The sequence below is a fragment of the Flavobacterium psychrophilum genome (assembly GCA_001708385.1).
Classification (GTDB): domain Bacteria; phylum Bacteroidota; class Bacteroidia; order Flavobacteriales; family Flavobacteriaceae; genus Flavobacterium; species Flavobacterium psychrophilum_A.
Genome location: CP012388.1, coordinates 305,915 through 330,774 on the forward strand (window position 1 = coordinate 305,915; position 24,860 = coordinate 330,774).

A 24,860-nucleotide genomic window follows, 5' to 3' on the forward strand; every position below is an offset into this window, starting at 1 on the left:
AAATTATGCTTTTAACGTAAATTTTAGCAGATTTTGATAAACTTTATCTACCGGAAGACCTACGACATTAGCATAAGAACCTTCAATTCTGGCTATTGCAACAAGACCTATCCATTCCTGTATACCGTAGGAACCGGCTTTATCATAAGGCTGGTACTTGTCAAGGTAATAGTTTATCTCATCGTCCGACAACGGATTAAATGTAACACGCGTCGTCTCATTAAATGTTTCGCTATTGCCTGCATTTTTAAGACATACAGATGTAATAACCTCATGTGTCTTGCCGGAAAGTGACTTTATCATGGTAAAAGCGTCCTCTTTATCTTTAGGTTTGCCAAGTGCCCTATTTTCGTGCCATACTATTGTATCGCTGGTAATAAGTATTTCGTCATCAGAAAGGGATTCACTTAAAGCTGCTGCTTTAAGTTCAGCCAGATAATCTGTTATTTCGGCGCCTTGTAAAGTATCGGGATAAATTTCGTCTACCTCTTTAAGGCGAATTTCAAAATCAGCATCCAGTTCCCTTAAAAACTGCTGTCTGCGGGGTGATCCCGATGCAAGTACAATTTTAAAACCTTTTAATTTTTCTTTAAGCATGATTCTGAATATTATAGGTTATTACAGCAACAGATGCCGCTGCAAAAAACAATATCGCTTTTAAAACAACCTCTAAAGTTGTAAATTCTTTACTTGTTTTAGCTGACCATATATTAATAAGAAAATATGCTAACGGCCCCAGTACTAATAATAGAATGAAGCCCATGGCCCATACCAGTTCTTTTAAATAAGTGTTTATATAATAAAGAAGCATACCTACGGCAATTATTCCAAAAGCAAAAGCGATTTTCGCAGCACGCGCTTTACCAATAGCTATCGGTAATGTATTTAATCCTGCATTATAATCCTCATCCGTATTTTTAAGATCATTGACCAGTGTAACGGCGAAACTTACAACGACTATAAAAATCGAGAAATCTATAATAACGCCAAACACAGTAGCCAACTGTACAGGCTCTGAAGTTCCTGCGACTGGATACATGCCCAGTATTCCAACTATCAAAACACCCAAGCCGCTTAAAAGAGCGACTATAAGATTACCTAACAACAGACTCTGCCTTAAATTACTTGCATAAAAATACATTGTTGCTGCAGGTATGCCAAATACCATTAAAAACTCCGGTCTTCCAATAGCATTACAAACAAAATATCCCATTACTAATCCGGCGATAGTAAGCGCGGCATAAATGTAATAGGATGACGAGTCGCTCAAGCCATAAGACTGACTTCCGTTTGCAGTAATGTTATTAATTAAAAAACCGCCTGCCGTAATAAGCACACTTGCCCATATAAGCATAGAAAACATCACATCATTAAGTGAAAGGAATAAACCTTCCTGATAATTCAGGAAACCATATTTAAAGATAAATTGGGCAAAAGCCAGTATGATTAGGTTTTCAAAACCTATTAGTTTTAAGAATTTCATTCAGAATAATTAATGATTCAAATTAAAAACACAACTCGTTATTTACTGTTAATCGTAACGGGCATTAAAATGTTCCATCCATTTGCCCTGCACTTTCATAACCTGTTCAATAACATCTCTTACGCAACCTGTACCTCCATTTTTATGCGATATGTACTTACTAATCTCTTTAATTTCCGGAGCTGCATCCTGAGGACAAGTAGGCAACCCAACGAGTTTCATAACATGATAATCCGGAATGTCGTCTCCCATGTATAACACTTGCCCAGGGTTAATATTGTAGATATCTGTAAATTCGTCAAATGTTTCAACTTTGTTAGGAACACCAAGATAAATGTCGGTAATACCAAGATTTCTAAGTCTAATACGTACACCCTCATTCAATCCCCCGGAAATAATACATACAGTATAGCCATTTTCAACCGCAGCTTTCATAGCATAGCCGTCACGTATGTTCATATTGCGAAGCATTTCTCCGGTAGGAGTTACATGTATGCTGCCATCGGTAAGTACTCCATCCACATCAAAAATAAATGTGGTAATATCATTCATTAGTTCTTTATAGCTTTTAGCCATGTGTTCTTTGTATAGATTGTGTTAATAAGGTATATATTGCTTTTTGATTGTCATCTGTAATAAAGTCCAGATGCCTTTGTATCGTTGTTTTATCATTCCTTCGCGCCGGACCTGTCTGTGCCTGTTCAGGTGTAAGAGTTTTTATCTTATCTGCTGTTTCCTGTATCAGAGGCCTCAATATGTCGAACGGAATCTTGTTTTCGTTACAAACATCATTGCCAATTTTATAAAGATGATTGGTGAAATTGTTTACAAAGACTGCTCCCACATGCAATGCCTGACGTTGTTTGGTATCAATATTGTAAACTTGAGAAGAAATGCTTTGTGCTAGTTTATCAAGTATTTGATAGTCTATATCCTGTTCGCTCTCAAGACAAACGGGAATGGTATTAAAATCGACTTCCTTTGATTTAGAGAAAGTTTGTAACGGATAGAAAACGCCTCTGCGATTCTTACTATCAATATGCTCCATACCGGTACTACCTGATGTATGCACTACAAGCCTGTCGGCAAAAGGTAGTTGCGAGGAAACTTCTGTTATGGCATCATCGCTGACAGATATGATATAAATATCCGCTTCCGAAAGATTACTGATATCACTAGTAATCTGACTTGTCTCTAGCAGATGCGATAGATTTTTAGGGGTACGCGCATAAGCCTGCACCAATTGTGCTTTCTCCGATTTTTGAAAAGCTTTTATAAGGTGCTGCGCTACGTTTCCCGAACCTATTATGACTACTTTTAACATGGTCGCTAAATTAGTAAAAAAGTTTCAGGTATTAGGGAAGGGTAGGATATGTAAAATGATGTATTCAATTCGTCATAATAGATTTTAATAATTGCTATTTACATCAAAAAGCAGAAAGTACAACATTTTTTTATTAAAGATTAATTATCAATAGTTTATGATTCTAATATTACACATTTCAAAAAACGGGATCGGAAGCAAAAAGTGCAATATTAAAAAAGGCGGCTTACTACTGTAAACCGCCTTGTAAATTTTATTTTATCCATGAGTTGTCGCTCGAATCAACATCGGGAAGGAATCTTCCCGGATCAATATCAATCGCTTTCACTTTTTTAGGAGAATTCAGTAGATAATCCCACTCATTTGTCCTTTGCCATATCTCTACAGGTAGTGTTTTTATCTCTTTGGTATCGTCTTCATAAACAACTTTAAATACTACCGGCATAGGTACTTCGCCTTTATTTACGAAAGTTATAACGGCAGAATCAGGATTCTGAACAACGTTAGTAACTCCTAAATCGATGTTGCCATTGCCAACAAACCAGCCTTTCCAGAACCAGTTAAGGTTTTCGCCAACACCGTTATCCATTGCATTAAAGAAATCAGATGGTTGAGGATGCTTGTAGGCCCATGCTTTTATATAGGCTTTAAAAGCATTATCAAAACGTTCAGCATCAAGTATATATTCGCGAAGCAGTATAAGTCCTGTTGCAGGTTTAGAGTAGGCTGTATAACCAAGATTCATTGGCCTTGCGATATCCGGGTAAGTACTTATGCTTTCCCTTTGTTTAGACCTGAACCAAAAAACACCATTTCGGCCTTTTGCAGCAGTTGAAGGATATTCACCATTATTAAAAGCAAGGGTACTGTAATGGTTAATGAACGTATTAAAACCCTCGTCCATCCATGCATAGCGGCGCTCATTAGATCCAACGATCATTGGGAACCAGTTATGACCAAATTCATGGTCGGTTACACCCCAAAGATCCTCACCACGGCTTGATGCATGGCAAAAAGAAACGCCGGGATACTCCATACCACCAACGTTTGACGCTACATTTACTGCATTAGGGTAGGGATATTCAAACCATTTGGCAGAGTAATGCTCTATCGACGCTTTGGTATATTCTGTTGAACGTCCCCAAGCACTTGTTCCGTCACTTTCTTTAGTATAAACCGATTGTGCGAGTGCTTTTTTACCGCTTGGCAGGTTAATTTTAGCAGCATCCCAAATGAATCCTTTAGACATTGCAAATGCAATATCGCGGCTGTTCTTCATTTTAAAGTGCCATGTAGATTTTCCGCTTTGCACAGGCCTGGTTAGTTTCGTATTGCCAACTTCGTTAGGTGCAATAAGGTAAACTGTCTTGTCACTTTGTGAAGCTTTATCTAAACGGCTGATAAGTTCTTTGGTAAGTACCTCTTTAGCATTTACTAATTCACCCGATCCAACAACTATATAATCATAAGGAAGGGTAACTTTATAATCAAAATCTCCATATTCAACATAAAATTCACCTGCACCTAGATAAGGTTCAGTATTCCATCCTGTTACATCATCAAAAACACAGGCTCTGGGATACCATTGTGCCATTGAATATACTATACCGCTTTTGGTTTTAAGCTGACCCATCCTGTCCATTCCTTCCTCAGGAATTTTGAATTCAAAATTCATTGAAACAGTCGCAGTACCGCCTTTGGCAGGAATAGGTTCGTCAAGTAGAACCTGCATCCTTGTATCTGTAATAATAAATTTAGATGAAGCATCTCCTTTTACCTTTGCCGAAAGGTTACTAATTTTAAAGCCACCGTCGGTATCGCCTGCATAACGGTTCATACCATTTATAGGAGTAGTAAGTGTACCTCTCGAATCTGCAGTGAAACGGTTTTGCTCGACATACATCCCTATATAGCTAAGCTCTTCAGGGCTGTTATTACGGTAGGTCATAACTAGTTTACCCTTTAAAGTATTCGTTGTATCATCAAATTCGGCTTCAATGGCATAGTCGGCTTTATTTTGCCAGTATTCAGGTCCGGGTACACCCGATGCAGAACGGTAACTGTTACCACGTCGGTACATTACATCGTCAAATTTCGACTGGTTATTCGGTATAACTTCCTGTGCAAAAGATGTCAATCCACTCAGGCACAAGAGTAAAAATAATTTCGGTATCTTCATTAATGTTTAGGGTTAGTTAGGGTACTAATAAATTGGGTTGACTGTAATTGTCAAATATACCTAACTTAACTTTATATAAAAAATTATTTGTAACTGAGAATTACTCAATTTTTGTAATTAAATAGGGGCTTAAAATGAAGTTTTGAGTACTTTTGCATCAATTTACAAAAACAACTTCCGTACACATGGATAAAATTATATCGTTCTTTTCATCAACCCGTTTAATGGCAGTTCTTTTTATCGTTTTTGCCTTTGCAATGGGGATAGGTACTTTTATAGAAGATGCTTACAATACAGATACTGCGCGCATTTATATTTACAACGCAAAATGGTTTGAAGCCATAATGCTTTTATTTGTAATTAACTTTTTTGGTAACATTAAGCGTTACCAACTAAACAAAAAAGAAAAGTGGGCCACTTTACTGCTTCACTTATCTTTTATTTTTATCATTATAGGTGCTTTCGTTACCCGTTATATTAGCTTTGAAGGCATGATGCCAATAAGGGAAGGCGCTACCGAAAGCCGTTTTTATTCTGATAAAACATACCTTACCGTTTTTGTAGACGGTGAGCATGAGGGTGAAATTCGAAGAAAAACTTTTGAAGAAAACCTTTTACTATCTCCTGCTGCAAACAACAATTTCACTATATCTGAAGAGTTTAGTGGTACTCCATTTGAAATTAAATATAAAGATTTCAAACTGGGAGCTAAAGAAACCATTGTTGAAGACCCTAAAGGAATTTATTACATTAAACTTGTTGAAGCAGGTGATGGAGGCCGTCACGAACATTACTTGAAAGAGGGCGAAGTACAAAACATCCATAATATTCTTTTCGCTTTTAATGTACCTACAGAAGGTGCTATTAACATCGGGTTTAAAGATGGTAAGTACACTATAAAAACTCCATTCGAAGGAGATTACATGCGAATGGCAGACCAAATGAAAGGCAGTGTATCTAAAGATACAACTCAACCGTTGGTAATGCGCTCGCTATATAATGTTGCTAATGCGCGATTTGTTTTCCCTGAGCCTGCGATACGAGGCAAGGTAGATTATATTTCTAACAATGACTACAAAACAAAAGAAGAGTCGGCTCTTACTTTAGTTGTAAAATCAGAAGATCAGGAGCATGAGGTTACATTATTAGGTGGCAAATCTCAAATGGGAGTGCCACAATCATTCAAGCTTGGTAAATTGGAATATACACTTATATACGGAAGCAAAACGTATGAATTGCCATTTGCAATAAAAGTGAATGATTTTATAGCTAACAAATATCCCGGAACTGAATCCAGTTACGAGTCATTTGAAAGTAAAGTAACTATTGAGGACAAAGAAGAAGGAAAGAACTTTGATGCGAGAATCTATATGAATAACGTTCTTGACTACAGGGGGTACCGTTTCTTCCAGGCTGGTTTTGATCAGGACGAACTAGGAACAAAACTTTCGGTTAATCACGATTTTTACGGAACATGGATAACGTACATTGGTTATTTCCTTTTATACATAGGCCTTATGGCGATATTATTTGATAAAAATACCCGTTTTGGTGACCTGAAACGTAAGCTTGAAAAAGTAAAAGCTAAGAAGGCAACATTATTTGCTATTGCATTATTTTTCTTTGCGTTTGCAGGATATTCTCAAAACCATATGCATGAGCAGCCTACGCAAAAGCAAATGGATTCCCTTATTCAAAAGTACAAGGTAAGCGATGAGCACGCTGCTAAATTTGGACGATTGATAATCCAGGATGCAGGTGGAAGGATGAAGCCGGTTAATACCTTCTCATCTGAACTTTTACGTAAGGTAAGTAAAAGCGATACATACAACGGATTAAATTCTGACCAGGTATTTATGTCGATGCTTATGATGGACCAGATGTGGTTTAGTGTGCCGATTATAGAATTGAAGCGTGGTAATGACAGTTTACGAATTGTTGCGGGCCTTGATAAGGAAGCTGAATTCGCATCTTTATCTAACTTCTTTGATGCCCAGGGTAACTATAAATTGTCAAATATACTACAGAGAGCACATCGCGAAAAAGAACCTACACAGTTTGAAAAAGATTATATAAATATTGATAAAAGGGTAAATCTATTATACTCTGCACTTACAGGACAGATACTAAAAGTATATCCTGTACCAAACGACAAAGGCAATAAATGGGTTTCTTATCTTGAAATACCGCAAATTAAAAACGCAGAGTTAGATAAGATTAAAAACGTACTTCCGTTTTATCTTCAGGCAGTAGGAGAGGCGACTCAAAAAGGTGACTATAAATTATCAGATAGCCTTCTTGAAGGGCTTATAAAATACCAGCATAAATATGGAGGCAGCATTATGCCAAGCGATGACAAGGTTAATGCGGAGATACTTTATAATAAATACGATATTTTCAAAAAGCTTTTCTCTTGGTACTGTTATGCCGGAGTTTTAATGTTTGTTTTTGCAATCATTAAGATATTTAACTCAAGAAAATGGGTTACAATTACATTAAACGCCTTTAGATGGATAATTGGAATCTTGTTTTTACTTCATACTGCCGGACTGATAGTTCGCTGGTATGTTTCAGGCCACGCGCCATGGAGTAATGCATACGAGTCGGTTATATATGTAGGTTGGGCAACCATGTTTTTTGGTATGGCATTTGGTTTTGGCTTTAAACTTAATATTGCTTATTACCTGCTTTCAAAGCTGTCATTCGTCAAGCCAAAATCCGAACTTACACTGGCTGCCACCGCATTTGTAACCTCAATGGTACTTATGGTAGCACACTGGAACTGGACAGATCCTGAAATAGGCAACCTTGTTCCTGTTCTTAACTCTTACTGGTTGATGATTCACGTTGCTGTTATCGTTGGTAGTTATGGACCGTTTACACTGGGAATGGTGCTAGGGTTGGTATCGTTGATACTAATATTGTTTACTAATAGTAAAAACAAAGCGAAAATGGATTTAAACATACAGGAACTTACATATGTAAATGAAATGGCACTTACAATTGGCCTTGTGATGCTTTCAATTGGTAACTTCCTTGGTGGGCAATGGGCGAATGAGAGTTGGGGTCGTTACTGGGGCTGGGATCCTAAAGAAACATGGGCACTGGTAAGCATTATGGTATATGCCTTTGTAATACATATGCGTTTTGTACCGGCACTAAGAGGTAAATGGATATTCAACTTCTTTACTGTGCTGGCATTTGCTTCTATACTTATGACTTATTTTGGGGTTAACTTCTATCTAACCGGATTGCACTCGTATGCAAGCGGAGAGGTAAGGACACCAATATATTTCTTATATATGGCGCTTATCGTCCTGGCAATAGGAGTCCTTTCATATATCCAGTACAAGAAGCATTTTAAAAAGCAGGTTAAGAAGTAATTTTTCGTAATTTTATATAAATAAAAAAATCAACGATGAAAAAATTTGCAATAGCAGTAATGGGTTTAGCTCTTTTGTGTAGCTGTCAGAATCAGGCACAGACCAAGGCTGCTAAAACAACAAAACAAACAACCAAGACTATGTCAGCATCCAATATATATCAGTTTAAAGTAACCGATCTTTACGGCAAAGAATTTGATTTTGCTTCTTTAAAAGGCAAGAAAGTCATTATTGTAAATACAGCATCTAAATGTGGACTTACGCCGCAATACAAAGATCTTGAAGCTATCTATAAAGAATACAAGGACAAGAATTTGGTTATAGTTGGTTTCCCTGCAAATAACTTTGCATCCCAGGAACCGGGCACCAATAAAGAAATCGCTGAGTTCTGTGAAATGAATTACGGTGTGACATTCCCAATGATGGATAAGATATCTGTTAAAGGAGATGATATGGCTCCGATTTATCAGTTCCTTACTCAAAAAAGTAAAAACGGCTTACAGGATAGCGAGGTAGAATGGAATTTCCAGAAATACCTTATTAACGAGAATGGCCAGCTTGAAAAAGTAATAAGTCCACGTACGCTACCAACAGATCCTGAAATTGTTAACTGGATCAAAGCTTAATATTTTCAGAGCAGGGGTCAGGGTTATAAAATCCTGACCCCTGACTACTTAAACTCCAAAAAATGATCTACCCTAAAATACCTTTAGCGCAAAGCATATTAGAAATATGCCTGGCTAAAGGAATTACTGATATTGTAATATCTCCCGGTTCACGTAATGCCCCGTTGACGATTGGTTTTGCTAACAACCCTAACTTTAATTGCTATAGTATCGCTGACGAACGTTGTGCTGCATTTTTTGCTACTGGTATGGCACAACAGCTTAAAAAGCCTGTTGCTGTGGTTTGTACATCAGGATCTGCGTTGCTTAATTATTATCCGGCTGTTGCAGAAGCTTTTTACAGCCAGATTCCATTGATCGTTATTTCTGCTGACAGGCCGCATGACAAAATAGACGTAGGGGATGGGCAGACTATACGCCAGGAGAACGTATATGCCAATCACATACTTTTTAATGCAAATTTACATGAGGATGCATCAGATGAAAATGACAGGCTTATAAACGAAGCTATAAATGTTGCCTCGTTACAAAAAGGCCCAGTACACATTAACGCACCGTTTGAAGAACCATTGTATGAAACAGTGACTGAGCTTTCAGTACAGTCACAGGTATTTGATATTTTAATTGAAAAAGAGTCGGAAATAGAAAATCTTACACCGTATATCAGTAAATGGAATGCCGCTAAAAAGAAATTAATATTAGTTGGGGTTAACAATCCTGACAGCATTGATACTGCAATTATTGAGCGGCTTGCCAATGATCCTTCGGTAACAGTAATGGTAGAAACTACATCAAACCTGCATCATGCTACTTTTTTAAATAGCATAGATACTATAATTACACCGTTTACCCATGACGATTTTGAAACCTACAGACCGGAAATACTAATCACATTTGGTGGTATGGTAGTTTCTAAACGTGTAAAAGCCTGGCTGCGCAAATATAGCCCTGCTGAACACTGGCATATTGATACCCTAAGAGCCTACGACACTTTTGGAGCGCTTACCAAACATTTTAAAGTTGAGCCAAATAAATTCCTTAATGAATTTCTTCCTGAAACAATAGCTGTAGAAAGTGGTTACCACACTATGGCACAGGAACTCAATACTTTCAGGAGAATAAAACATGACGAATATCTGGCAAAGATCCCGTTCTCAGATTTTAAAGCTTTTGAAATTATTTTGCCACAACTTCCCGATAATTCACAGTTACAGATAAGTAACAGTTCTGCAATACGTTATCTCCAGTTATTTGATGTAAAAGAATCGGTGGAAGTATTCTGTAACAGAGGTACCAGTGGTATCGACGGAAGTAGTTCAACAGCAGTTGGAGCAGCTGTAGGGAGCGGAAAGGAAACTGTGCTTGTAACAGGTGATGTTAGCTTTTTATATGACAGTAATGCGTTGTGGAATAACTACATTCCAAAAGACTTTAAGATCATAGTAATAAACAATGGCGGAGGCGGTATTTTCAGAATATTGCCAGGGCATAAAGAAACACCCGTATTTAATACTTACTTCGAAACTGCACACCATTTAAACGCAGAGCATCTTGCGAAAATGTATGGCTTCAGTTATCACACGGCATCTAATGAGGCAACTCTTAAAACTGAATTAGATACATTTATTCAGAAAAGCGGTCAGCCAAAAATTCTGGAAGTGTTTACACCAATGCTGGAAAATGATAAGATATTATTACAGTATTTTAAAGAACTTACATAATACAAATTAAGCCGGTATCAGCAGGCTTTGTTGTTTACAATAGTTAAGGAAGATATTACTGTATTCTTTGTACCTTTACGCCAGAAATTTATACGAATGATTGAAATAGGAAAATACAATACGCTTAAGATAGTTAGGGATACACAGGTGGGGCTTTATCTTAGCGACGGAAAAGAAGATATATTATTACCCAATAAATATGTTCCCAATGAATTTGAGATAGGTGAAGAACTTATCGTTTTTGTTTATCTGGATCAGGAAGAACGCCCTGTTGCTACTACACTGGAGCCTTATATTTACCTTAATGAATTCGCATTATTGCGTGTAAATTTCACAAATAAATTTGGTGCTTTCCTTGATATGGGATTAGAAAAGGATTTGTTTGTGCCTTTCCGTGAGCAGGCCCGTGAAATGGAAAAAGGCAAGCGTTACCTTGTACACATGTACCTGGATGAAAAATCGAACAGGCTTGTTGGTACAAGTAAGATCAATCAGTTTCTTAACAACGATGAGTTAACTGTTGAGAAAGGAGAGGAAGTAGACCTTATCATTTCTCATATTACCGAGATGGGTATTAATGTAATCATCAATGAGCAGCATAAAGGTTTACTTTATAAAGATGAAGTATACGAAGATGTTCGTACAGGAGATAGGATGAGAGGGTATATTAAAAACATCCGCCCCGACAAAAAAATTGACGTTACGTTACAAGTACAGGGATTTGAAGGTATTGAACCCAATGCTGAAAAAGTATTGGATGAACTTCGTGCAAGCCGTGGCTTCCTTCGTTTAAACGACAATAGCCATCCGGAAGATATTAAAACTGTTCTTAGAATGAGTAAAAAAACATTCAAGAAAGCTATTGGTACCTTATACAAACAAAAGCTTATAGAAATAAAAGAAGATGGAATTTATCTTCTAAAGGAGTAATTCCATACTAAATTTTTGTATTACAGACTACTTATCTATTTAGTCTGTAATACATATCCCTGATACCATTTGCTGAGTGAAAATATTTTTTCTGCAGCAATCATAACAAATACCGGAACTAAAAGTAATTCTGCATGTCCTTCTATGTAGAGTAAGTAAGAGAATAAAATTCCTAAACGGAAATATTCAAGATAATAAATCCATTTTCGTTGTTCGAGTAAAGCCCCACAGTTGATAAGAGTTATAAGTATAAAGCTGAGATAAAAAGCTTTGTCGGCATATTCATAAGAACTATAAAAGAAGGTGAACCAGGTTAACATCACTACAGATAGTGAAATCTGGAACGCAAGGTAACTTTTAAATTTGAGTTCTTTAAGGCGTAATCTTCTGTCCTGAAGAAATTTCTTTTCCAATTCCGGGCGTATATCCTGATCCATGTAGGCAGGGCTTCCAAAAACGGCCTTCCATTTTCCTTTAAAAGTATCTGCGCGTCTGTAAGATTCGTATATCTCAAAATAATAGTGAAAATGCATCCATAGAAAACTGTAACTTTTTAGCGGATGTGTTAGTCCATATTTTGGTTGTTCTTCTTCAGTCTGAAAAGTACCAAACATCTTATCCCAAAATACAAACATATCGCCGTAGTTCTTATCGAGGTATTTTTCATCAGAAGCATGGTGTACGCCGTGAAGTGATGGGGTTATAAAGACATACTCAAGCCATTTTACTCGTTGTAAAACCTGCGTATGTGTGAAGAATGAATATGCTCCGTGAACCAACAGCATTGTGATGACCATAGTAGGGTGAAAGCCTATTAATGGTAAGACACTCCAAAATACAGTTCTAATTAAAGCCTGTATAGTTGTAATTCTTGCAGATGCAGTTAGGTTAAACTCTTCGCTTTGATGGTGCACAATGTGAGCAGCCCAAAACAAGTTTACTTCGTGTCCAAGTCTGTGATACCAATACCAAACAAAATCGGTTGCCAGAATTAATCCTATCCAAACCATCCAGTTATTTGGAATATCAAATAATTTATAATTATTGTATACCCAATAATAAACCTGATAGAAACTAGCAGAGACAAAAAGATTAATAAGCCTTTCTGCTATCCCTATACTTATGTTAGATACTGAACTTTCATATTTAAAAAGGTGTTCTTTTTTTCTGTGTTGAGCAAGCTTATATTCAATGTAAACAAACAGGAAGAAAGCAGGCATGGCAAACGCCAGATAATTTAAGTTTTCCATTTTATTTGATTATTGATTTTGCAAATATAGCTATTACTCTACTAGTTTGGTAGACTAATTATCAACAACCATAGTTAATAAAAAGAAAAAGCCCTTAAAATAAGGGCTTTGGTGTTACTCGAGTTCGTCGTCTTTATCCGGTTTTATAGGGTAGTGACCAAATAGAGGTGATAATTTCCACACTTTATAGGGCTTGTAAGAGAACTTATTTGATAATGCTATAATAGCAACAGTATCTTTTTTAAGCGTAACATAGGATGATGTATTACCATGCCACCAACCGTTGTGATAGAATAGTTTTTCACCGGTTTCCCATTCGTGCATACGTATCCCGAGTCCATAATTTTTAGTCCCTTTATGCTCATAACTGTATCCTTTAAATACTTCGTCATAGAGTTTAGGATTCAGGAAGTTTTTACTGTATGTGGCAAGATCAAATTTCAGCAAATCGCGAGGCGTAGAATAGATGTTTTTATCGCCATATACATCATCAAGAAAGTCAAATCCGTACAATACATTGTTTCCTTTATAAGACTGGCTCGCTGTAGCACGGTCTTTTTGGTAATCGAAAACATAAGTATTTTTCATGCCAAGCGGATCGAAAAGTATTTTTTTCATTGCATCACGATAATTCATGTGCGTTACTTTTTCAATTATTAGGGCAAGCATAGCATAATTGGTATTGCAATAGCCAAATTTCTTATCCGGTAAAAAGTAAAGATTGAATTTATGCTGTGCAAAAAGATCCAGAACATCCTGATTAGTAAGCACGCTACGATCCCAAATTTTACGATCATCACAAAAATAGGCGTAGTTGGGTAATCCACTGCGGTGATTCAATAGCATCCTCACAGTAATATCTTCATAAGGAAATGTTGGCAGGATTGAGTTTACTTTCTGGTCCAGTTGAAGTTTTTCCCTGTCAACAAGTTTTAAGACTACAGCTGCCGTAAGCACTTTACTCACAGAAGCTATATGTATAGGTGTTTGCGAGTTTATTTCAAGTTTACTGCTTCTATTAGCGAAACCTCCATATTTTTCAAAGATTACCTTTCCATTTTTAGCAACGATAAAACCTCCGCTTAAATCATTTCGGCTCCATAGTTTATTATAAAAATGTTCAACGCTTGCAGTTTTAGCATTAATAAATTTCTTGCTGACTTTATTCAGCTTAACATTTAACGGTGCTATCCGTAAGACGGTGTCTTTAACTTCCTCTTTGGTATTTTCTGCCAGTTCAGATTTCTCCTTAAGGCATGAAACAAATGTAAGTGCAAATATATAGGGTAGTAATCGTAATAACTTCATCTTTTGGTAACGGGTAAACAGCAAATATAATTAAACCATAACTTTTGAAAAGCGTTTTCGTACAAGGTTAACATTAAAAAATTTTATTTATTGCCCACAAATGCTGTAATATTTTGAACTAAAACAATTTAGCACAATATTAGATTTATACCTATATTTTAAATATGTAAGGTAACTTGTAGGAGTGGTTATATTTTTATTGATGAATGCAAAAAATGGCTTATTTTTACGGTAAATTATTATAGAGTATGAGTACTATAAACTGGACAACCGTAAAGGAATTTGAAGATATAACATACAAAAAAAGTAATGGTGTAGCACGTATTGCATTCAACAGGCCGGACGTGAGAAATGCTTTCAGGCCAAAGACCACAGCCGAACTTTTCGAAGCTTTCCTTGATGCAAGGGAAGATACCTCTATAGGTGTAGTATTGCTTTCTGCAGAAGGTCCATCATCAAAAGATGGCATATATTCGTTCTGTAGCGGCGGCGACCAAAAGGCACGTGGTCATCAGGGCTATGTAGGCGATGATGGCATGCACCGACTTAATATACTTGAAGTACAGCGTTTGATACGCTTTATGCCTAAAGTAGTTATAGCTGTAGTTCCCGGATGGGCGGTAGGAGGAGGGCATAGCCTTCATGTTATCTGCGATCTTACGCTTGCCAGTAAAGAGCATGCAATATTTAAACAAACTGATGCCGATGTAACCAGTTTTGATGGTGGTTACGGATCTGCTTACCTTGCTAAAATGGTAGGGCAGAAACGTGCACGTGAAATATTTTTTCTGGGACGTAATTATTCTGCTCAGGAAGCTTATGAAATGGGAATGGTTAATGCAGTTATTCCTCATGACGAACTGGAAGATACTGCGTACTCATGGGCTCAGGAAATACTTGATAAATCGCCAACATCTATAAAAATGTTGAAATTTGCCTTTAACCTTACGGATGATGGTATGGTAGGTCAGCAGGTATTTGCCGGTGAAGCAACCCGCTTAACATATATGACCGAAGAAGCTAAAGAAGGCCGTGATGCTTTCCTTGAAAAAAGAAAACCTAACTTTAGGGATATCAAATGGATACCATAATGTAAAAATAGTATTGTTTATGGTTTGCTGCTTATAACCATGAACAACAAACCATAAACATATACAATTGGAAAATTATAGTAACGAACTTATAAATACTGCCGGATTACCCAGATTTGAAGATGTAGAACTTACACCACTGCATCCTTCTTATCTTAAAGTGATATTACTAAATCTTGCTCTGGTATACGGTATTATTACTATAGTTGCAGGAATAGCTTTCTACTTTATAGAGGAATTACATAATTATTGGGTGCTTATTACAGCAGCGTATATAATTATTGTGGTTCTTTCTATACTACTCTCATTTATAAGTTTCAGGAACAGGGGATTTGCTTTCCGAACTCATGATACTATTTACCGCAGTGGTGTAATTAGCCTTACCACTACTATTATTCCGCATAACAGGGTACAGCACGTAGCCATGCACGAAGGATTTATTTCCCGTTATTTTGGACTGGCATCTGTAGAAATATTCACTGCCGGTGGCGATCAGAGCGATATAAATATTCCGGGCATTGAAAAAGAACATGCGGAAAAGATCAAACAACTTCTTATGGGTAAAATTATAAACCAGGTAGCCGATGGAGAATAGTTTCAGCCAGCCTCAGCGCCAATCTCTTATTGGTGTAGTTGTTATGTTTGCTGATACTTTTCAGGGTGCATTGCGTTCGCTTTGGCCTGTGCTTGTACTTTGGGCTTTTAGGATAAAGGAGATAAGCAGTTTAGGTCTTTGGGTTGGAGTTAGTGTTATTTTTTGCGGTATATGCATTGTTGCCTATCTTAAATACCTGAATTTTACTTTTTTCCTTGATGAGGAAAATGAAGAATTTGTTGTAAGTAAAGGAATATGGAATAAAAGCCGAATTGCTATACCATTGGATAAAATACAGCAGGTTAATATTAATCAGTCACTTATACAGAAAATGATAGGGGTTCACGCTCTTGAAGTTGATACAGCAGGAAGTAGTAGTAAAGAAGTTTCTATTAGGGCAATCAAGCATGATATTGCACTTTTATTAAAAGAAAGGCTTTTAGAGACTGATAGAAAAATATCTTCAGAAGATCTAATTCAGGAAAGCACCTCAAAAAAATCTCACCCATTTATACATATAAGCCTGTTGAGTCTATTTAAAACAGGTATTACATCGAACTATACAAGAAGCTTCGCTTTACTACTGGCTTTTATAATATCCTCGTTTCAGTTCGTTGAAGATATAATTAAGGCTGCCGGTTACGACGAAGATCCGCTTGATGATTATATAAACACAGATGTATTATTACGCTTCCTTACATTTATTATCGTTGGGATCATGATAATAACGCTTATAATAAATCTTGTCAGAACAATCGTGAGATATTATGACTTTAAGATCACAAAACAGAAAGATTCATTACTGTTATCATACGGATTGATAAATACCAAAAACACCATCCTGAGGCCAAATAAAGTTCAGATAGTTACTATCGGTCGCAATTTTTTTCAAAAGAAATTCAATATTAACGATCTTAAAATACGTCAGGCATCAGGTGTAGAAGCTAATGATAGAGATCAGAAGAAAACTGCAATTGAAATTCCTGGCTGTAGTGATGAAGAAAAAAGTGTATTGCTCGAATTTCTATTAGGAAAGATCCCGGAAAAGGGCATTGCATTGAAGCCGAGTATGAGAAAGATAATAATGGAATTATTACAGTTTATTATTATTCCGCTTTCAATATATTTCGCTCTTGCATATTTCGCTTTTCCCTCAATCAAAGAATATATCATTTTCCTTCCCTTGTATGTCGCTTTTTCATCAACACTGATATATTTTGGATTCAGGCACAGCAGGTTGTTTGTGAATGATGATTTCATTATAAAACAAAGTGGCGCCTGGGATATTGATAAGGAATTTATAGCACCAAATAAAATACAAACCATTTCTATAAAGCAATATTTTTGGCATAAAGGCTCGAATATTGGAATAATTACGCTACACACAGCAGGAGGCACATTATCATTTGGTCTCGCTGATTATACCCATCTTAAACAATTGGTTAATTACTGGTTATACCAAGTTGAAACAGGAACAAAACACTGGATGTAAATCCTCTAAAAATAAAATAAGATTTAGATTAAAATGTCAAATACAAAAGCATGGCTTCAGGCCGCACGTTTAAGAACACTTCCCTTATCAGTTTCAGGAATACTAGTAGGTTGTTTCTATGCCTTTTCGCAAGGGCTTGTCAATTATGCAATACTTGGTTTTGCATTACTGACAACATTAGGATTGCAAGTGCTTTCTAATTTTGCTAATGATTATGGCGACGGTGTAAAAGGTACAGACAATGAAAACAGAATTGGCCCACAACGTGCCATACAAAGCGGTGCTATTACAGTACAGGCAATGAAGAAAGGAATTGTATTTACATCAGCTCTAACGCTGGTTGCCGCAATCATACTTATCTATGTTGCATTCGGGAAAGATAATTTTGGATATTCGTTATTTTTCTTTGTTTTAGGTATTGCGGCAATAGCGGCAGCAATCAAATATACTGTAGGGAATTCCGCCTATGGTTACAGAGGATTAGGTGACGTGTTTGTGTTTATCTTTTTTGGTTTGGTAAGCGTTATAGGATGTTATTTTCTGTTCGCTAAACACGTAGACAATCTTGTAATATTTCCTGCAATAACTGTAGGTCTGCTGAGTGTTGCAGTACTAAATCTTAACAATATGCGTGATCAGATTTCTGATGCATTATCAGGCAAGAATACCCTTGTGGTAAAAATGGGATCGAAAAAAGCTAAAATATACCATTACAGTATAATTATTGCAGCATTGTCATTAACACTGTTATTTGCGATACTTTCTAACTTTAAACCTGTACAATATCTTTTTCTTATCGCATATATTCCCTTTATACTGCATATTAAAACAGTGGTTAGAAATACAGTTCCACGTGACCTTGATCCGGAACTTAAAAAAGTAGCGTTGGGAACTTTTTTTCTTTCTGTGTTGCTTTGTATAGTATTGCAGTTTTAAATCTATAATTTCCAAAAACACACATTAAAATTAAATCTATGAAAATCACATTTTACGGCCACGCGAGCCTTGGTATAGAAGTTGGAGGCAAACATATTATTGTTGACCCGTATATTACTGCTAACGAAAAAGCGAAACATATTGACATTATGCAGCTTAAAGCTGATTATATCTTTATTACACACGCTCATGGCGACCATATCCTCGATGTTGAGGCTATCGCTAATAATACAGGAGCTACAATTGTTTCTAATGCAGAAATTACAGGCCACTATGAAAAGAAAGGCTTTAATGTACACCCAATGAATCATGGTGGAAGCTGGAACTTTGACTTTGGTAAGGTAAAGTATGTTGTAGCACATCACTCAAGCTCTTTCCCTGACGGAAGCTATGGAGGAAACCAGGGCGGCTTTGTTATAGAGGGTGAGCATAAGAACATTTATATAGCAGGAGATACAGCGGTAACTTTCGATATGAAACTTATACCGATGCGAACTAAGTTAGACCTTGCAATTCTTCCGATAGGCAGCAACTTCACTATGGATGTGGAGGATGCTATCATTGCTGCCGAATTCTTAGAATGCGATAAAATCCTTGGTTATCATTATGATACTTTCGGTTACATTGTAATTGATCACGAAGATGCAGTTAAAAAATTCTATGATAAAGGTAAAGATCTTATGCTTCTTGAAATCGGAGCGTCTATAGAACTATAATATAATTATGAATTACGAATTTTAAATTACGAATTCATGAAGGCAGACAATGTCATTCAGATAAAAAGTTATGCGTTTGCTATCAGAGTTGTAAATGTCTATAAATATTTGACATCTGAGAACAATGAGTATGTTTTATCTAAGCAACTTTTGAGATGTGGTACTTCTATCGGAGCCAATATAGAAGAGGCTATTGGTGGACAAAGTAAAAAAGACTTTATTGCTAAGCTCGCAATTTCCTATAAAGAAGCAAGGGAGGCACATTATTGGATTAGAATATTAAAAGATACCGATTATTTAAGTCAGGAGCAAAGTGCAAGTTTACTGAATGATGTTGATGAACTTCTTCGAATAATTGGAACTATTCAGAAAACTATGCGTAATTCGTAATTTGAAATTCATAATTTATAAAAATGGTTGCTAAATACAAAAAATACGTTCTTGACTTTAAGCGTGCAAGCGGTACATCCCGCGGGGTGCTTACGCAAAAAGAAACCTGGTTTATTATTCTTGAAAAAGATGGCAAACAAGGGATAGGGGAGTGTGGTATATTACGATCATTAAGTATTGATGACAGGCCGGATTATGAAGATCAGTTGAAATGGACCTGCGATAATATTCATTTAGGCGAAGATCAATTATGGGAGGCGTTAACAGAATTCCCTTCGATTCAGTTTGGAGTAGAAATGGCCTTTCAGTCATTAAAATCAGATTCTCCATATTTGCTTTTTCCTTCGGATTTTACAGATGATAAGAAAGAAATTGCCATAAACGGACTGGTTTGGATGGGTGAAAAAACCTATATGAAGCAACAAATTGAAGAAAAGCTGCAACAGGGATTCAACTGCATTAAATTAAAAATAGGTGCTATCGATTTTCAGAATGAGCTTGATCTTTTGGCGTTTATTCGTGAGCACTTTTCTGCAGAAAAGATAGAAATTCGTGTAGACGCTAATGGTGCTTTTACTTCTAATAACGCTTTATATAAATTGAATCAATTACATAAATATCAATTACATAGTATTGAACAACCTATAAAGCAGGGGCAGACTGAAGCCATGGCAGGATTGTGTAAAGTTACTCCTTTCCCAATCGCCTTGGATGAAGAACTGATAGGTGTTTTTGGTTACGAGAACAAGAAACGATTGTTAGAAGATATACAACCCCAATACATCATTTTGAAGCCAAGCCTTGTTGGCGGTTTCCGAGGATCCAAGGAGTGGATAGAACTGGCAGAAAAACTTAATATTGGATGGTGGATAACATCTGCACTGGAAAGTAACATCGGACTAAATGCCATTGCGCAATGGACATACCTCCAAAATAATCCTATGCCACAGGGGTTGGGAACCGGTGCATTATACACCAATAATTTTGATTCTCCATTAGAAGTTAAAAACGGAAAACTATTTTATAACCCAGATATTAACTGGAATGTAAATCTTTAATAAAGAAAAGGCGGTAACATTTATTACCGCCTTTAAATTTTATGCTTCTGCAGCTTTATTGGTAACAATAGCACCTAGGCAACTTTCCGGTATATTAAATGCGTTTACTAAAGGAACAGCATCCTGTCTTATTTCCCAACACAACTGGCTAACAAGCTTACGAACAGCTTTGGTTTTTACACCTTCCATATAACCTTGCTCTAAATACCATGCTTTGTGTTCTTCAATTTTATTAAGGGCAAATAAATTGTATAGCTTTTCTAATACTTCCTTAACTCCTGCATCGGTAACTAATTCCAGATTTGCCTGAAACTGTTCAAGGAAAACACGATCAAGATAGCTATCCGAAATTTGTATCATGTGAGGATGCATGACATTGGCTGCATCAAATGCATCAAGACCATCATCAACAAGTTTTTTAAACCTTCTTGCCGCAGAACTTACTATTTCTTTCTCTCTGTATAAAAATGCCTGTAGATGAAAGTTTTTATCTTTTAAATGTTGCTCGTCTGTGTTTCGTGTAGCAAAAGGATTTTTTTCTGTAATTGAGGTCTTTGCCTGATCCAATACGTAATTAAATATCGTTGAAACATTCATTTCTCCAAACTGTTTACGGAATTCACCTAAACGGTTTTTAGCAGTAAGCTGCATCAATACAGTATTGTCACCTTCAAATGTGGTATATATCTCGGTGTCATTTTTAAGATCGTCTATACGATTCTCGCTAAGATATCCTTTACCGCCACAGGCTTCACGGCATTCTTGAAGAGTATCGCGGGTATTCCAGGTAGAATATGATTTCATTCCTGCAGCTAACGCTTCGATCTCCTGCATTTCTTCTTCCTTACGATTGACAAAACGCTTGGTTAAATATTGTAATCCAAAGTGAATAGCATAGGCGTTAGCCAAATAAGGCATAAGCCTGCGTTGGTGCATTCTGTAATTCAGAATCGGAACTTCAGTTCCTCCTTCTGGCCCAAACTGCCTACGTTTGTCGCCATACTTAATAGCAATAGTCAATCCTGTTTTAGCAGCTGCCAAAGCAGAACGCGGAATACCAATACGCCCGCCAACTAGTGTGCCCAGCATGGTGAAAAAGCGCCTGTTATCACTTGGTATTGGGCTTTCGAATTCTCCATTTTCATTAACCTGCGCAAAACGGTCAAGCATATTTTCATAAGGAATAACAACGTTTTTAAACGTAAGTATTCCGTTATCGACACCATTTAAACCCATTTTATGGCCACAGTCTTCAATAGTAACTCCTTCAAGCACATTTTTTTCAGTATCACGAATAGGAACTACAAAAGCATTTACGCCATAATCCTTATCGTTAATTACAAGCTTGGCAAAAACAGTAACCATTTCTCCATGGTTAGCCGTATTACCAATATACTCTTTACGATCATATTTTTCAGGAGTATTTATGGTGAAAGTCCTGTCGTTGTGATTATACGTAGCTGTTGTGCGTACACCCTTCACGTTAGACCCATGATGTGTTTCTGTCATAGCGAAACCTCCGGGTAATTTTAACGTACCGATATCCTTTAGATATTTCTTATAATGTTTTTCTGTACCTAGTGAAAGTATACTCATTCCCCACAGTCCAAACTGTACGCCGAACTTAATCACAAGACTTAAGTCATGGTAGCTAAGCGTTTCCATTACAGAAAAGTAACCTTCAATGTCATCTTTACCGCCGTGTTCTTTGGGGTAGGCATACGCCCCCAAATCATGTTTTGATAGCGACTTGCTCCAGTCTAAGACTTTTTCCCTGTACTCCATAATATTCTCCGGAATATCTAAAGCAAATTCAGGGGAAGATATAAGTTCTTTGACCTTGTTTATGGTTGTTGCCTGGCTACCATCAAGAAAATCAGTTAGCAGCTTTACATCAAAGCTTTCAACTGTTTTATACTTATCGGTTATCGTGTCACGTTTTTCATTGAACCCGGAGATAACCTCGCGGCTCATAACACCAAGCTCAGATTCCATTTTAGCAAAAGCTTCCCCGATATTTCTTATATCTTCATCGTTTAACGACTGTCTCTCTGAGTTAGCTATAAGAATGCCCAGTTCGGTAAGGTTTGACGGCTTTTGAATAGTATCCAGCGCTTTATCTATCTTTTCTTTCCAGTGAAAAAGTTCAGAGCGGCTAGGAGGGGAGGTATAATCTATTTTCGATTTAAGGAATTCTTTTTCAGCCTTAGTAATCCAGTCTTGTTTGTTTATAAAATCATTAAGCGTTGTAAATTCATTCTTGGTTAAAAAATCATCCTGCCACGCTAAGTAAAAGACAGGAATAAGTATGCTGAGTTTGGGATCGTTATTAAAAGTAATGTCCATAATGTGAGTTTTAAAACTTAAAAATAAGCAATTAGCCCCAGCTATATATGAAAAATAGTGTTAAACTAAGTCGTGAATCTTAGCATATTGTAACAACATAATTGTCTTAGCATCTTTAATTTCACCGGTTTCAATCATTTGCATTGCTTTGCTAAAAGAAAGTTCTAAAACTTCAATATTTTCCTGTTCTTTATCCAAACCGCCACCTTCGCTAGTTTTCATAGTATCAGAGTAAGCTGCAACATAGAAATAAAGTATCTCAGTTACGGATCCCGGAGACATATATACTTCCATAATTTTCTTTACATCGGATACAGTATATCCCGTTTCTTCTTCAGTTTCACGGCGTATGGTTTCCTCGGGATTATTTTCATCAATAACACCTGCACAGGCTTCAATCATAAGGCCGTCTTTATTACCATTAAACCAGGTGGGTAGTCTAAATTGCTGTGTAAGGATAACTGTTCCTTTTTGCTTGTTATACAGCAGAATAACGGCGCCATTGCCACGATTATATACTTCGCGTTCCTGAGTTTGCCATGAGCCATCTTTAAGCTGATAATCGTATTTTACTTTATTTAATTTTCCCCAGTTATCAGATAATACAGTAGTTGATTGAATATTTACTTTTTCAGACATAGAATTGTTTTGGAATTAATATTTATAGATAACGCACTAATTAAATAAAATTACGCTAATCAGGAAAGTTTTTACAGAGCTTTATATTATGTAAAGTATTAAAATTACTTTTTTAACTATAATGGTATTCCCTGAACTTTAAAACTTTTTATATTTACGCAAATATTAATCTGATTTAAACCAAATGAAAAAATTACTAATCTGTATGATGCTGGCGTTTGCCTTTAGCATGAATGCCCAGGATAAATCTGTGCCATTATCAATTAAAAATTTTGAGCTGTATTCAAATTTAAAAAAATCAAATTCGTTTAAAGATTTTCCGGCGTTGCCTGAAAATGTCACTGAACATTATGTTGGCGGAGAATTACAATACACAACAGCAGAAACAGAAAAATTTACGCTTAAGATTATGGCTGATGGTGAATTTAGGTTTAAGATGAAAAAGCCGGCAACAACATTTATAGATCAGTCGTATTACATAAGGTTTCCAAATAATACAGTATTTGGATATGCAATGCAGACAAGGAAGGACGGAACAGTTCAGCTGACTGTTTACCAAGGAGAAAAATTTGTATATACCGGAGAAGTTAAGAAATAGCTTTAAAACAATATATTAGCGGGTTCTGCCCGCTTTTTTATAATCCTCCATTTGACTTATAATGTATATTATGTAAAATAATAAATATACTTTTTACTTCTTTTTTATGGTTTCAGTTATAAACAATAAAAAAGCACATTACCATATTAAGATAATGTGCTTCTATTTAAATTGAGCCTAAATTATTTTACAGATACCGGAATATCTAAATGTTCCCAGCTAAGTGTAATATTATTTTTTCCTACTGTGTAAACAAGTCCTTCGTTAGCTTTAGAAGATTTCTTTGTCTTAACGTTTACACGTAATTGATCCTGAGCTTCATCATAATTAAAAGCATTCATTTTTGCATCTTTGCTAAAAATTACTGTAGCATTACCTTTTTCGGGAATTACATAAACGTTATATTTTCCTGCAGGTAAATCTTTACCTGCAACTTTAAGTGCTTTATCTGTTTCAATTGTCGTAGCAGCATTAGCACCAGCACGCCAAACTTTTCCGTAAGGTACTAATTCACCCCATATAGTTCTTCCTTTAACAGATGGGCTACTATAATTAATAGTAATGTTAGCACCATTAATTGTTCCTTTAGCCGTCGCAGCCGGACTTGCAGGTTTTTTGTCCTGTGCTACAGCGATTGTTGTAAAAAACACTGTCATAAACAGTGTTGCAATTTTTGCAGTAAATTTCATTTTTATAATGTTATGGTTAATTAAAGCGTAAATTTAAACAAGCATTTCTGCATAAATTATATTGATGCCAATTTTAACAAACCTTTAAGGATTTGCTGTAGGCTTT

22 protein-coding genes are annotated in these 24,860 nt (G+C 36.3%); 12 read left to right on the plus strand and 10 right to left on the minus strand.

Translation table 11 applies throughout. The features are described 5' to 3' along the window. Positions 1-3 precede the first annotated feature (3 nt). The 5 genes from ALW18_01385 to ALW18_01405 all read right to left on the minus strand — a co-directional run bounded on the left by ALW18_01385 (position 4) and on the right by ALW18_01405 (position 4,986). Positions 4-597: a septum formation inhibitor Maf gene (locus ALW18_01385; protein AOE51290.1), complete on the minus strand. Its 594-nt coding sequence runs from the start codon at positions 595-597 to the stop codon at positions 4-6. After that, positions 590-1,483 carry a hypothetical protein gene (locus tag ALW18_01390; GenBank protein AOE51291.1) on the minus strand — a complete coding sequence of 298 codons (894 nt, stop codon included), beginning with the start codon at positions 1,481-1,483 and terminating at the stop codon, positions 590-592. The genes ALW18_01385 and ALW18_01390 overlap by 8 nt, the downstream gene beginning before the upstream one ends. Before the next feature lie 48 nt (positions 1,484-1,531). Next, a complete protein-coding gene (locus ALW18_01395; GenBank protein ID AOE51292.1) occupies positions 1,532-2,059 on the minus strand; it encodes a 3-deoxy-D-manno-octulosonate 8-phosphate phosphatase in 528 nt (175 codons plus the stop codon). Beyond that, positions 2,052-2,807: a hypothetical protein gene (locus ALW18_01400; protein ID AOE51293.1), complete on the minus strand. Its 756-nt coding sequence runs from the start codon at positions 2,805-2,807 to the stop codon at positions 2,052-2,054. Before ALW18_01400 ends, ALW18_01395 begins: the two co-directional genes overlap by 8 nt. A 253-nt stretch (positions 2,808-3,060) precedes the next feature. Further along, the gene (locus ALW18_01405; GenBank protein ID AOE51294.1) at positions 3,061-4,986 is read right to left on the minus strand and encodes a peptidase M1; all 1,926 of its coding nucleotides are present in this window, start codon (positions 4,984-4,986) and stop codon (positions 3,061-3,063) included. A 185-nt stretch (positions 4,987-5,171) separates the two neighbouring features. Between ALW18_01405 and ALW18_01410 the strand changes: the two genes are divergently transcribed. The 4 genes from ALW18_01410 (at position 5,172) to ALW18_01425 (ending at position 11,646) form a co-directional block, all read left to right on the plus strand. Continuing rightward, on the plus strand, positions 5,172-8,369 hold the full coding sequence (locus ALW18_01410) for a cytochrome C biogenesis protein (GenBank protein AOE51295.1): 3,198 nt from the start codon (positions 5,172-5,174) through the stop codon (positions 8,367-8,369). A 35-nt stretch (positions 8,370-8,404) separates the two neighbouring features. Beyond that, on the plus strand, positions 8,405-8,995 hold the full coding sequence (locus tag ALW18_01415; GenBank protein ID AOE51296.1) for a glutathione peroxidase: 591 nt from the start codon (positions 8,405-8,407) through the stop codon (positions 8,993-8,995). Between the two features lie 62 nt (positions 8,996-9,057). Then, positions 9,058-10,716, plus strand: coding sequence for a 2-succinyl-5-enolpyruvyl-6-hydroxy-3-cyclohexene-1-carboxylate synthase (locus tag ALW18_01420; GenBank protein ID AOE51297.1), 1,659 nt, complete (start codon positions 9,058-9,060; stop codon positions 10,714-10,716). A 96-nt stretch (positions 10,717-10,812) separates the two neighbouring features. Beyond that, entirely contained in the window at positions 10,813-11,646 is an 834-nt protein-coding gene (locus ALW18_01425) for a GntR family transcriptional regulator (GenBank protein AOE51298.1), read from the plus strand. A 35-nt stretch (positions 11,647-11,681) separates the two neighbouring features. Here ALW18_01425 and ALW18_01430 read toward each other — a convergent pair whose 3' ends face one another. Both ALW18_01430 and ALW18_01435 read right to left on the minus strand, forming a co-directional pair. Continuing rightward, on the minus strand, positions 11,682-12,896 hold the full coding sequence (locus ALW18_01430; GenBank protein ID AOE51299.1) for a sterol desaturase: 1,215 nt from the start codon (positions 12,894-12,896) through the stop codon (positions 11,682-11,684). 114 nt (positions 12,897-13,010) lie between these two features. After that, positions 13,011-14,204, minus strand: coding sequence for a penicillin-binding protein (locus ALW18_01435; GenBank protein ID AOE51300.1), 1,194 nt, complete (start codon positions 14,202-14,204; stop codon positions 13,011-13,013). Between the two features lie 257 nt (positions 14,205-14,461). Between ALW18_01435 and ALW18_01440 the strand changes: the two genes are divergently transcribed. The 7 genes from ALW18_01440 to ALW18_01470 all read left to right on the plus strand — a co-directional run bounded on the left by ALW18_01440 (position 14,462) and on the right by ALW18_01470 (position 20,482). After that, a complete protein-coding gene (locus ALW18_01440) occupies positions 14,462-15,295 on the plus strand; it encodes a 1,4-dihydroxy-6-naphthoate synthase (protein AOE54271.1) in 834 nt (277 codons plus the stop codon). A gap of 67 nt (positions 15,296-15,362) precedes the next feature. Then, positions 15,363-15,890, plus strand: coding sequence for a hypothetical protein (locus ALW18_01445; protein AOE51301.1), 528 nt, complete (start codon positions 15,363-15,365; stop codon positions 15,888-15,890). After that, a complete protein-coding gene (locus tag ALW18_01450; protein AOE51302.1) occupies positions 15,880-17,382 on the plus strand; it encodes a hypothetical protein in 1,503 nt (500 codons plus the stop codon). The genes ALW18_01445 and ALW18_01450 overlap by 11 nt, the downstream gene beginning before the upstream one ends. 33 nt (positions 17,383-17,415) lie before the next feature. Continuing rightward, the gene (locus ALW18_01455; GenBank protein ID AOE51303.1) at positions 17,416-18,318 is read left to right on the plus strand and encodes a 1,4-dihydroxy-2-naphthoate prenyltransferase; all 903 of its coding nucleotides are present in this window, start codon (positions 17,416-17,418) and stop codon (positions 18,316-18,318) included. A gap of 38 nt (positions 18,319-18,356) precedes the next feature. Then, positions 18,357-19,034, plus strand: coding sequence for a hydrolase (locus ALW18_01460; protein ID AOE51304.1), 678 nt, complete (start codon positions 18,357-18,359; stop codon positions 19,032-19,034). Between the two features lie 36 nt (positions 19,035-19,070). Further along, entirely contained in the window at positions 19,071-19,424 is a 354-nt protein-coding gene (locus ALW18_01465; GenBank protein AOE51305.1) for a hypothetical protein, read from the plus strand. A 23-nt stretch (positions 19,425-19,447) separates the two neighbouring features. Beyond that, the gene (locus tag ALW18_01470) at positions 19,448-20,482 is read left to right on the plus strand and encodes a mandelate racemase (GenBank protein AOE51306.1); all 1,035 of its coding nucleotides are present in this window, start codon (positions 19,448-19,450) and stop codon (positions 20,480-20,482) included. Positions 20,483-20,521: 39 nt separating this feature from the next. Here the strand turns inward: ALW18_01470 and ALW18_01475 are convergent, their stop codons facing one another. Together ALW18_01475 and ALW18_01480 are read right to left on the minus strand one after the other, a co-directional pair. Beyond that, positions 20,522-22,828, minus strand: a complete 2,307-nt coding sequence (locus ALW18_01475) for an acyl-CoA oxidase (protein ID AOE51307.1) — start codon at positions 22,826-22,828, stop codon at positions 20,522-20,524. Between the two features lie 60 nt (positions 22,829-22,888). Continuing rightward, entirely contained in the window at positions 22,889-23,467 is a 579-nt protein-coding gene (locus ALW18_01480; GenBank protein AOE51308.1) for a GDP-mannose pyrophosphatase, read from the minus strand. A gap of 205 nt (positions 23,468-23,672) precedes the next feature. Here ALW18_01480 and ALW18_01485 point away from each other — a divergent pair, with 205 nt between their 5' ends. Beyond that, positions 23,673-24,065 carry a hypothetical protein gene (locus ALW18_01485; protein AOE51309.1) on the plus strand — a complete coding sequence of 131 codons (393 nt, stop codon included), beginning with the start codon at positions 23,673-23,675 and terminating at the stop codon, positions 24,063-24,065. 182 nt (positions 24,066-24,247) lie between these two features. Here ALW18_01485 and ALW18_01490 read toward each other — a convergent pair whose 3' ends face one another. Next, positions 24,248-24,754 (minus strand): hypothetical protein, encoded by a 507-nt coding sequence (locus ALW18_01490; GenBank protein ID AOE51310.1) that lies wholly within the window; start codon positions 24,752-24,754, stop codon positions 24,248-24,250. Between the last annotated feature and the right edge of the window lie 106 nt (positions 24,755-24,860).

Bases quoted from the DNA above. Each gene is read 5' to 3' on its own strand.
- ALW18_01420 (AOE51297.1), top strand. From the start codon at position 9,058: ATGATCTACCCTAAAATACCTTTAGCGCAAAGCATATTAGAAATATGC.
- ALW18_01410 (AOE51295.1), top strand. From the start codon at position 5,172: ATGGATAAAATTATATCGTTCTTTTCATCAACCCGTTTAATGGCAGTT.
- ALW18_01385 (AOE51290.1), bottom strand. From the start codon at position 597: ATGCTTAAAGAAAAATTAAAAGGTTTTAAAATTGTACTTGCATCGGGA.
- ALW18_01395 (AOE51292.1), bottom strand. From the start codon at position 2,059: ATGGCTAAAAGCTATAAAGAACTAATGAATGATATTACCACATTTATT.
- ALW18_01390 (AOE51291.1), bottom strand. From the start codon at position 1,483: ATGAAATTCTTAAAACTAATAGGTTTTGAAAACCTAATCATACTGGCT.
- ALW18_01470 (AOE51306.1), top strand. From the start codon at position 19,448: ATGGTTGCTAAATACAAAAAATACGTTCTTGACTTTAAGCGTGCAAGC.
- ALW18_01430 (AOE51299.1), bottom strand. From the start codon at position 12,896: ATGGAAAACTTAAATTATCTGGCGTTTGCCATGCCTGCTTTCTTCCTG.
- ALW18_01435 (AOE51300.1), bottom strand. From the start codon at position 14,204: ATGAAGTTATTACGATTACTACCCTATATATTTGCACTTACATTTGTT.
- ALW18_01485 (AOE51309.1), top strand. From the start codon at position 23,673: ATGATGCTGGCGTTTGCCTTTAGCATGAATGCCCAGGATAAATCTGTG.
- ALW18_01490 (AOE51310.1), bottom strand. From the start codon at position 24,754: ATGAAATTTACTGCAAAAATTGCAACACTGTTTATGACAGTGTTTTTT.
- ALW18_01475 (AOE51307.1), bottom strand. From the start codon at position 22,828: ATGGACATTACTTTTAATAACGATCCCAAACTCAGCATACTTATTCCT.
- ALW18_01465 (AOE51305.1), top strand. From the start codon at position 19,071: ATGAAGGCAGACAATGTCATTCAGATAAAAAGTTATGCGTTTGCTATC.
- ALW18_01460 (AOE51304.1), top strand. From the start codon at position 18,357: ATGAAAATCACATTTTACGGCCACGCGAGCCTTGGTATAGAAGTTGGA.
- ALW18_01480 (AOE51308.1), bottom strand. From the start codon at position 23,467: ATGTCTGAAAAAGTAAATATTCAATCAACTACTGTATTATCTGATAAC.
- ALW18_01405 (AOE51294.1), bottom strand. From the start codon at position 4,986: ATGAAGATACCGAAATTATTTTTACTCTTGTGCCTGAGTGGATTGACA.
- ALW18_01425 (AOE51298.1), top strand. From the start codon at position 10,813: ATGATTGAAATAGGAAAATACAATACGCTTAAGATAGTTAGGGATACA.
- ALW18_01450 (AOE51302.1), top strand. From the start codon at position 15,880: ATGGAGAATAGTTTCAGCCAGCCTCAGCGCCAATCTCTTATTGGTGTA.
- ALW18_01455 (AOE51303.1), top strand. From the start codon at position 17,416: ATGTCAAATACAAAAGCATGGCTTCAGGCCGCACGTTTAAGAACACTT.
- ALW18_01400 (AOE51293.1), bottom strand. From the start codon at position 2,807: ATGTTAAAAGTAGTCATAATAGGTTCGGGAAACGTAGCGCAGCACCTT.
- ALW18_01415 (AOE51296.1), top strand. From the start codon at position 8,405: ATGAAAAAATTTGCAATAGCAGTAATGGGTTTAGCTCTTTTGTGTAGC.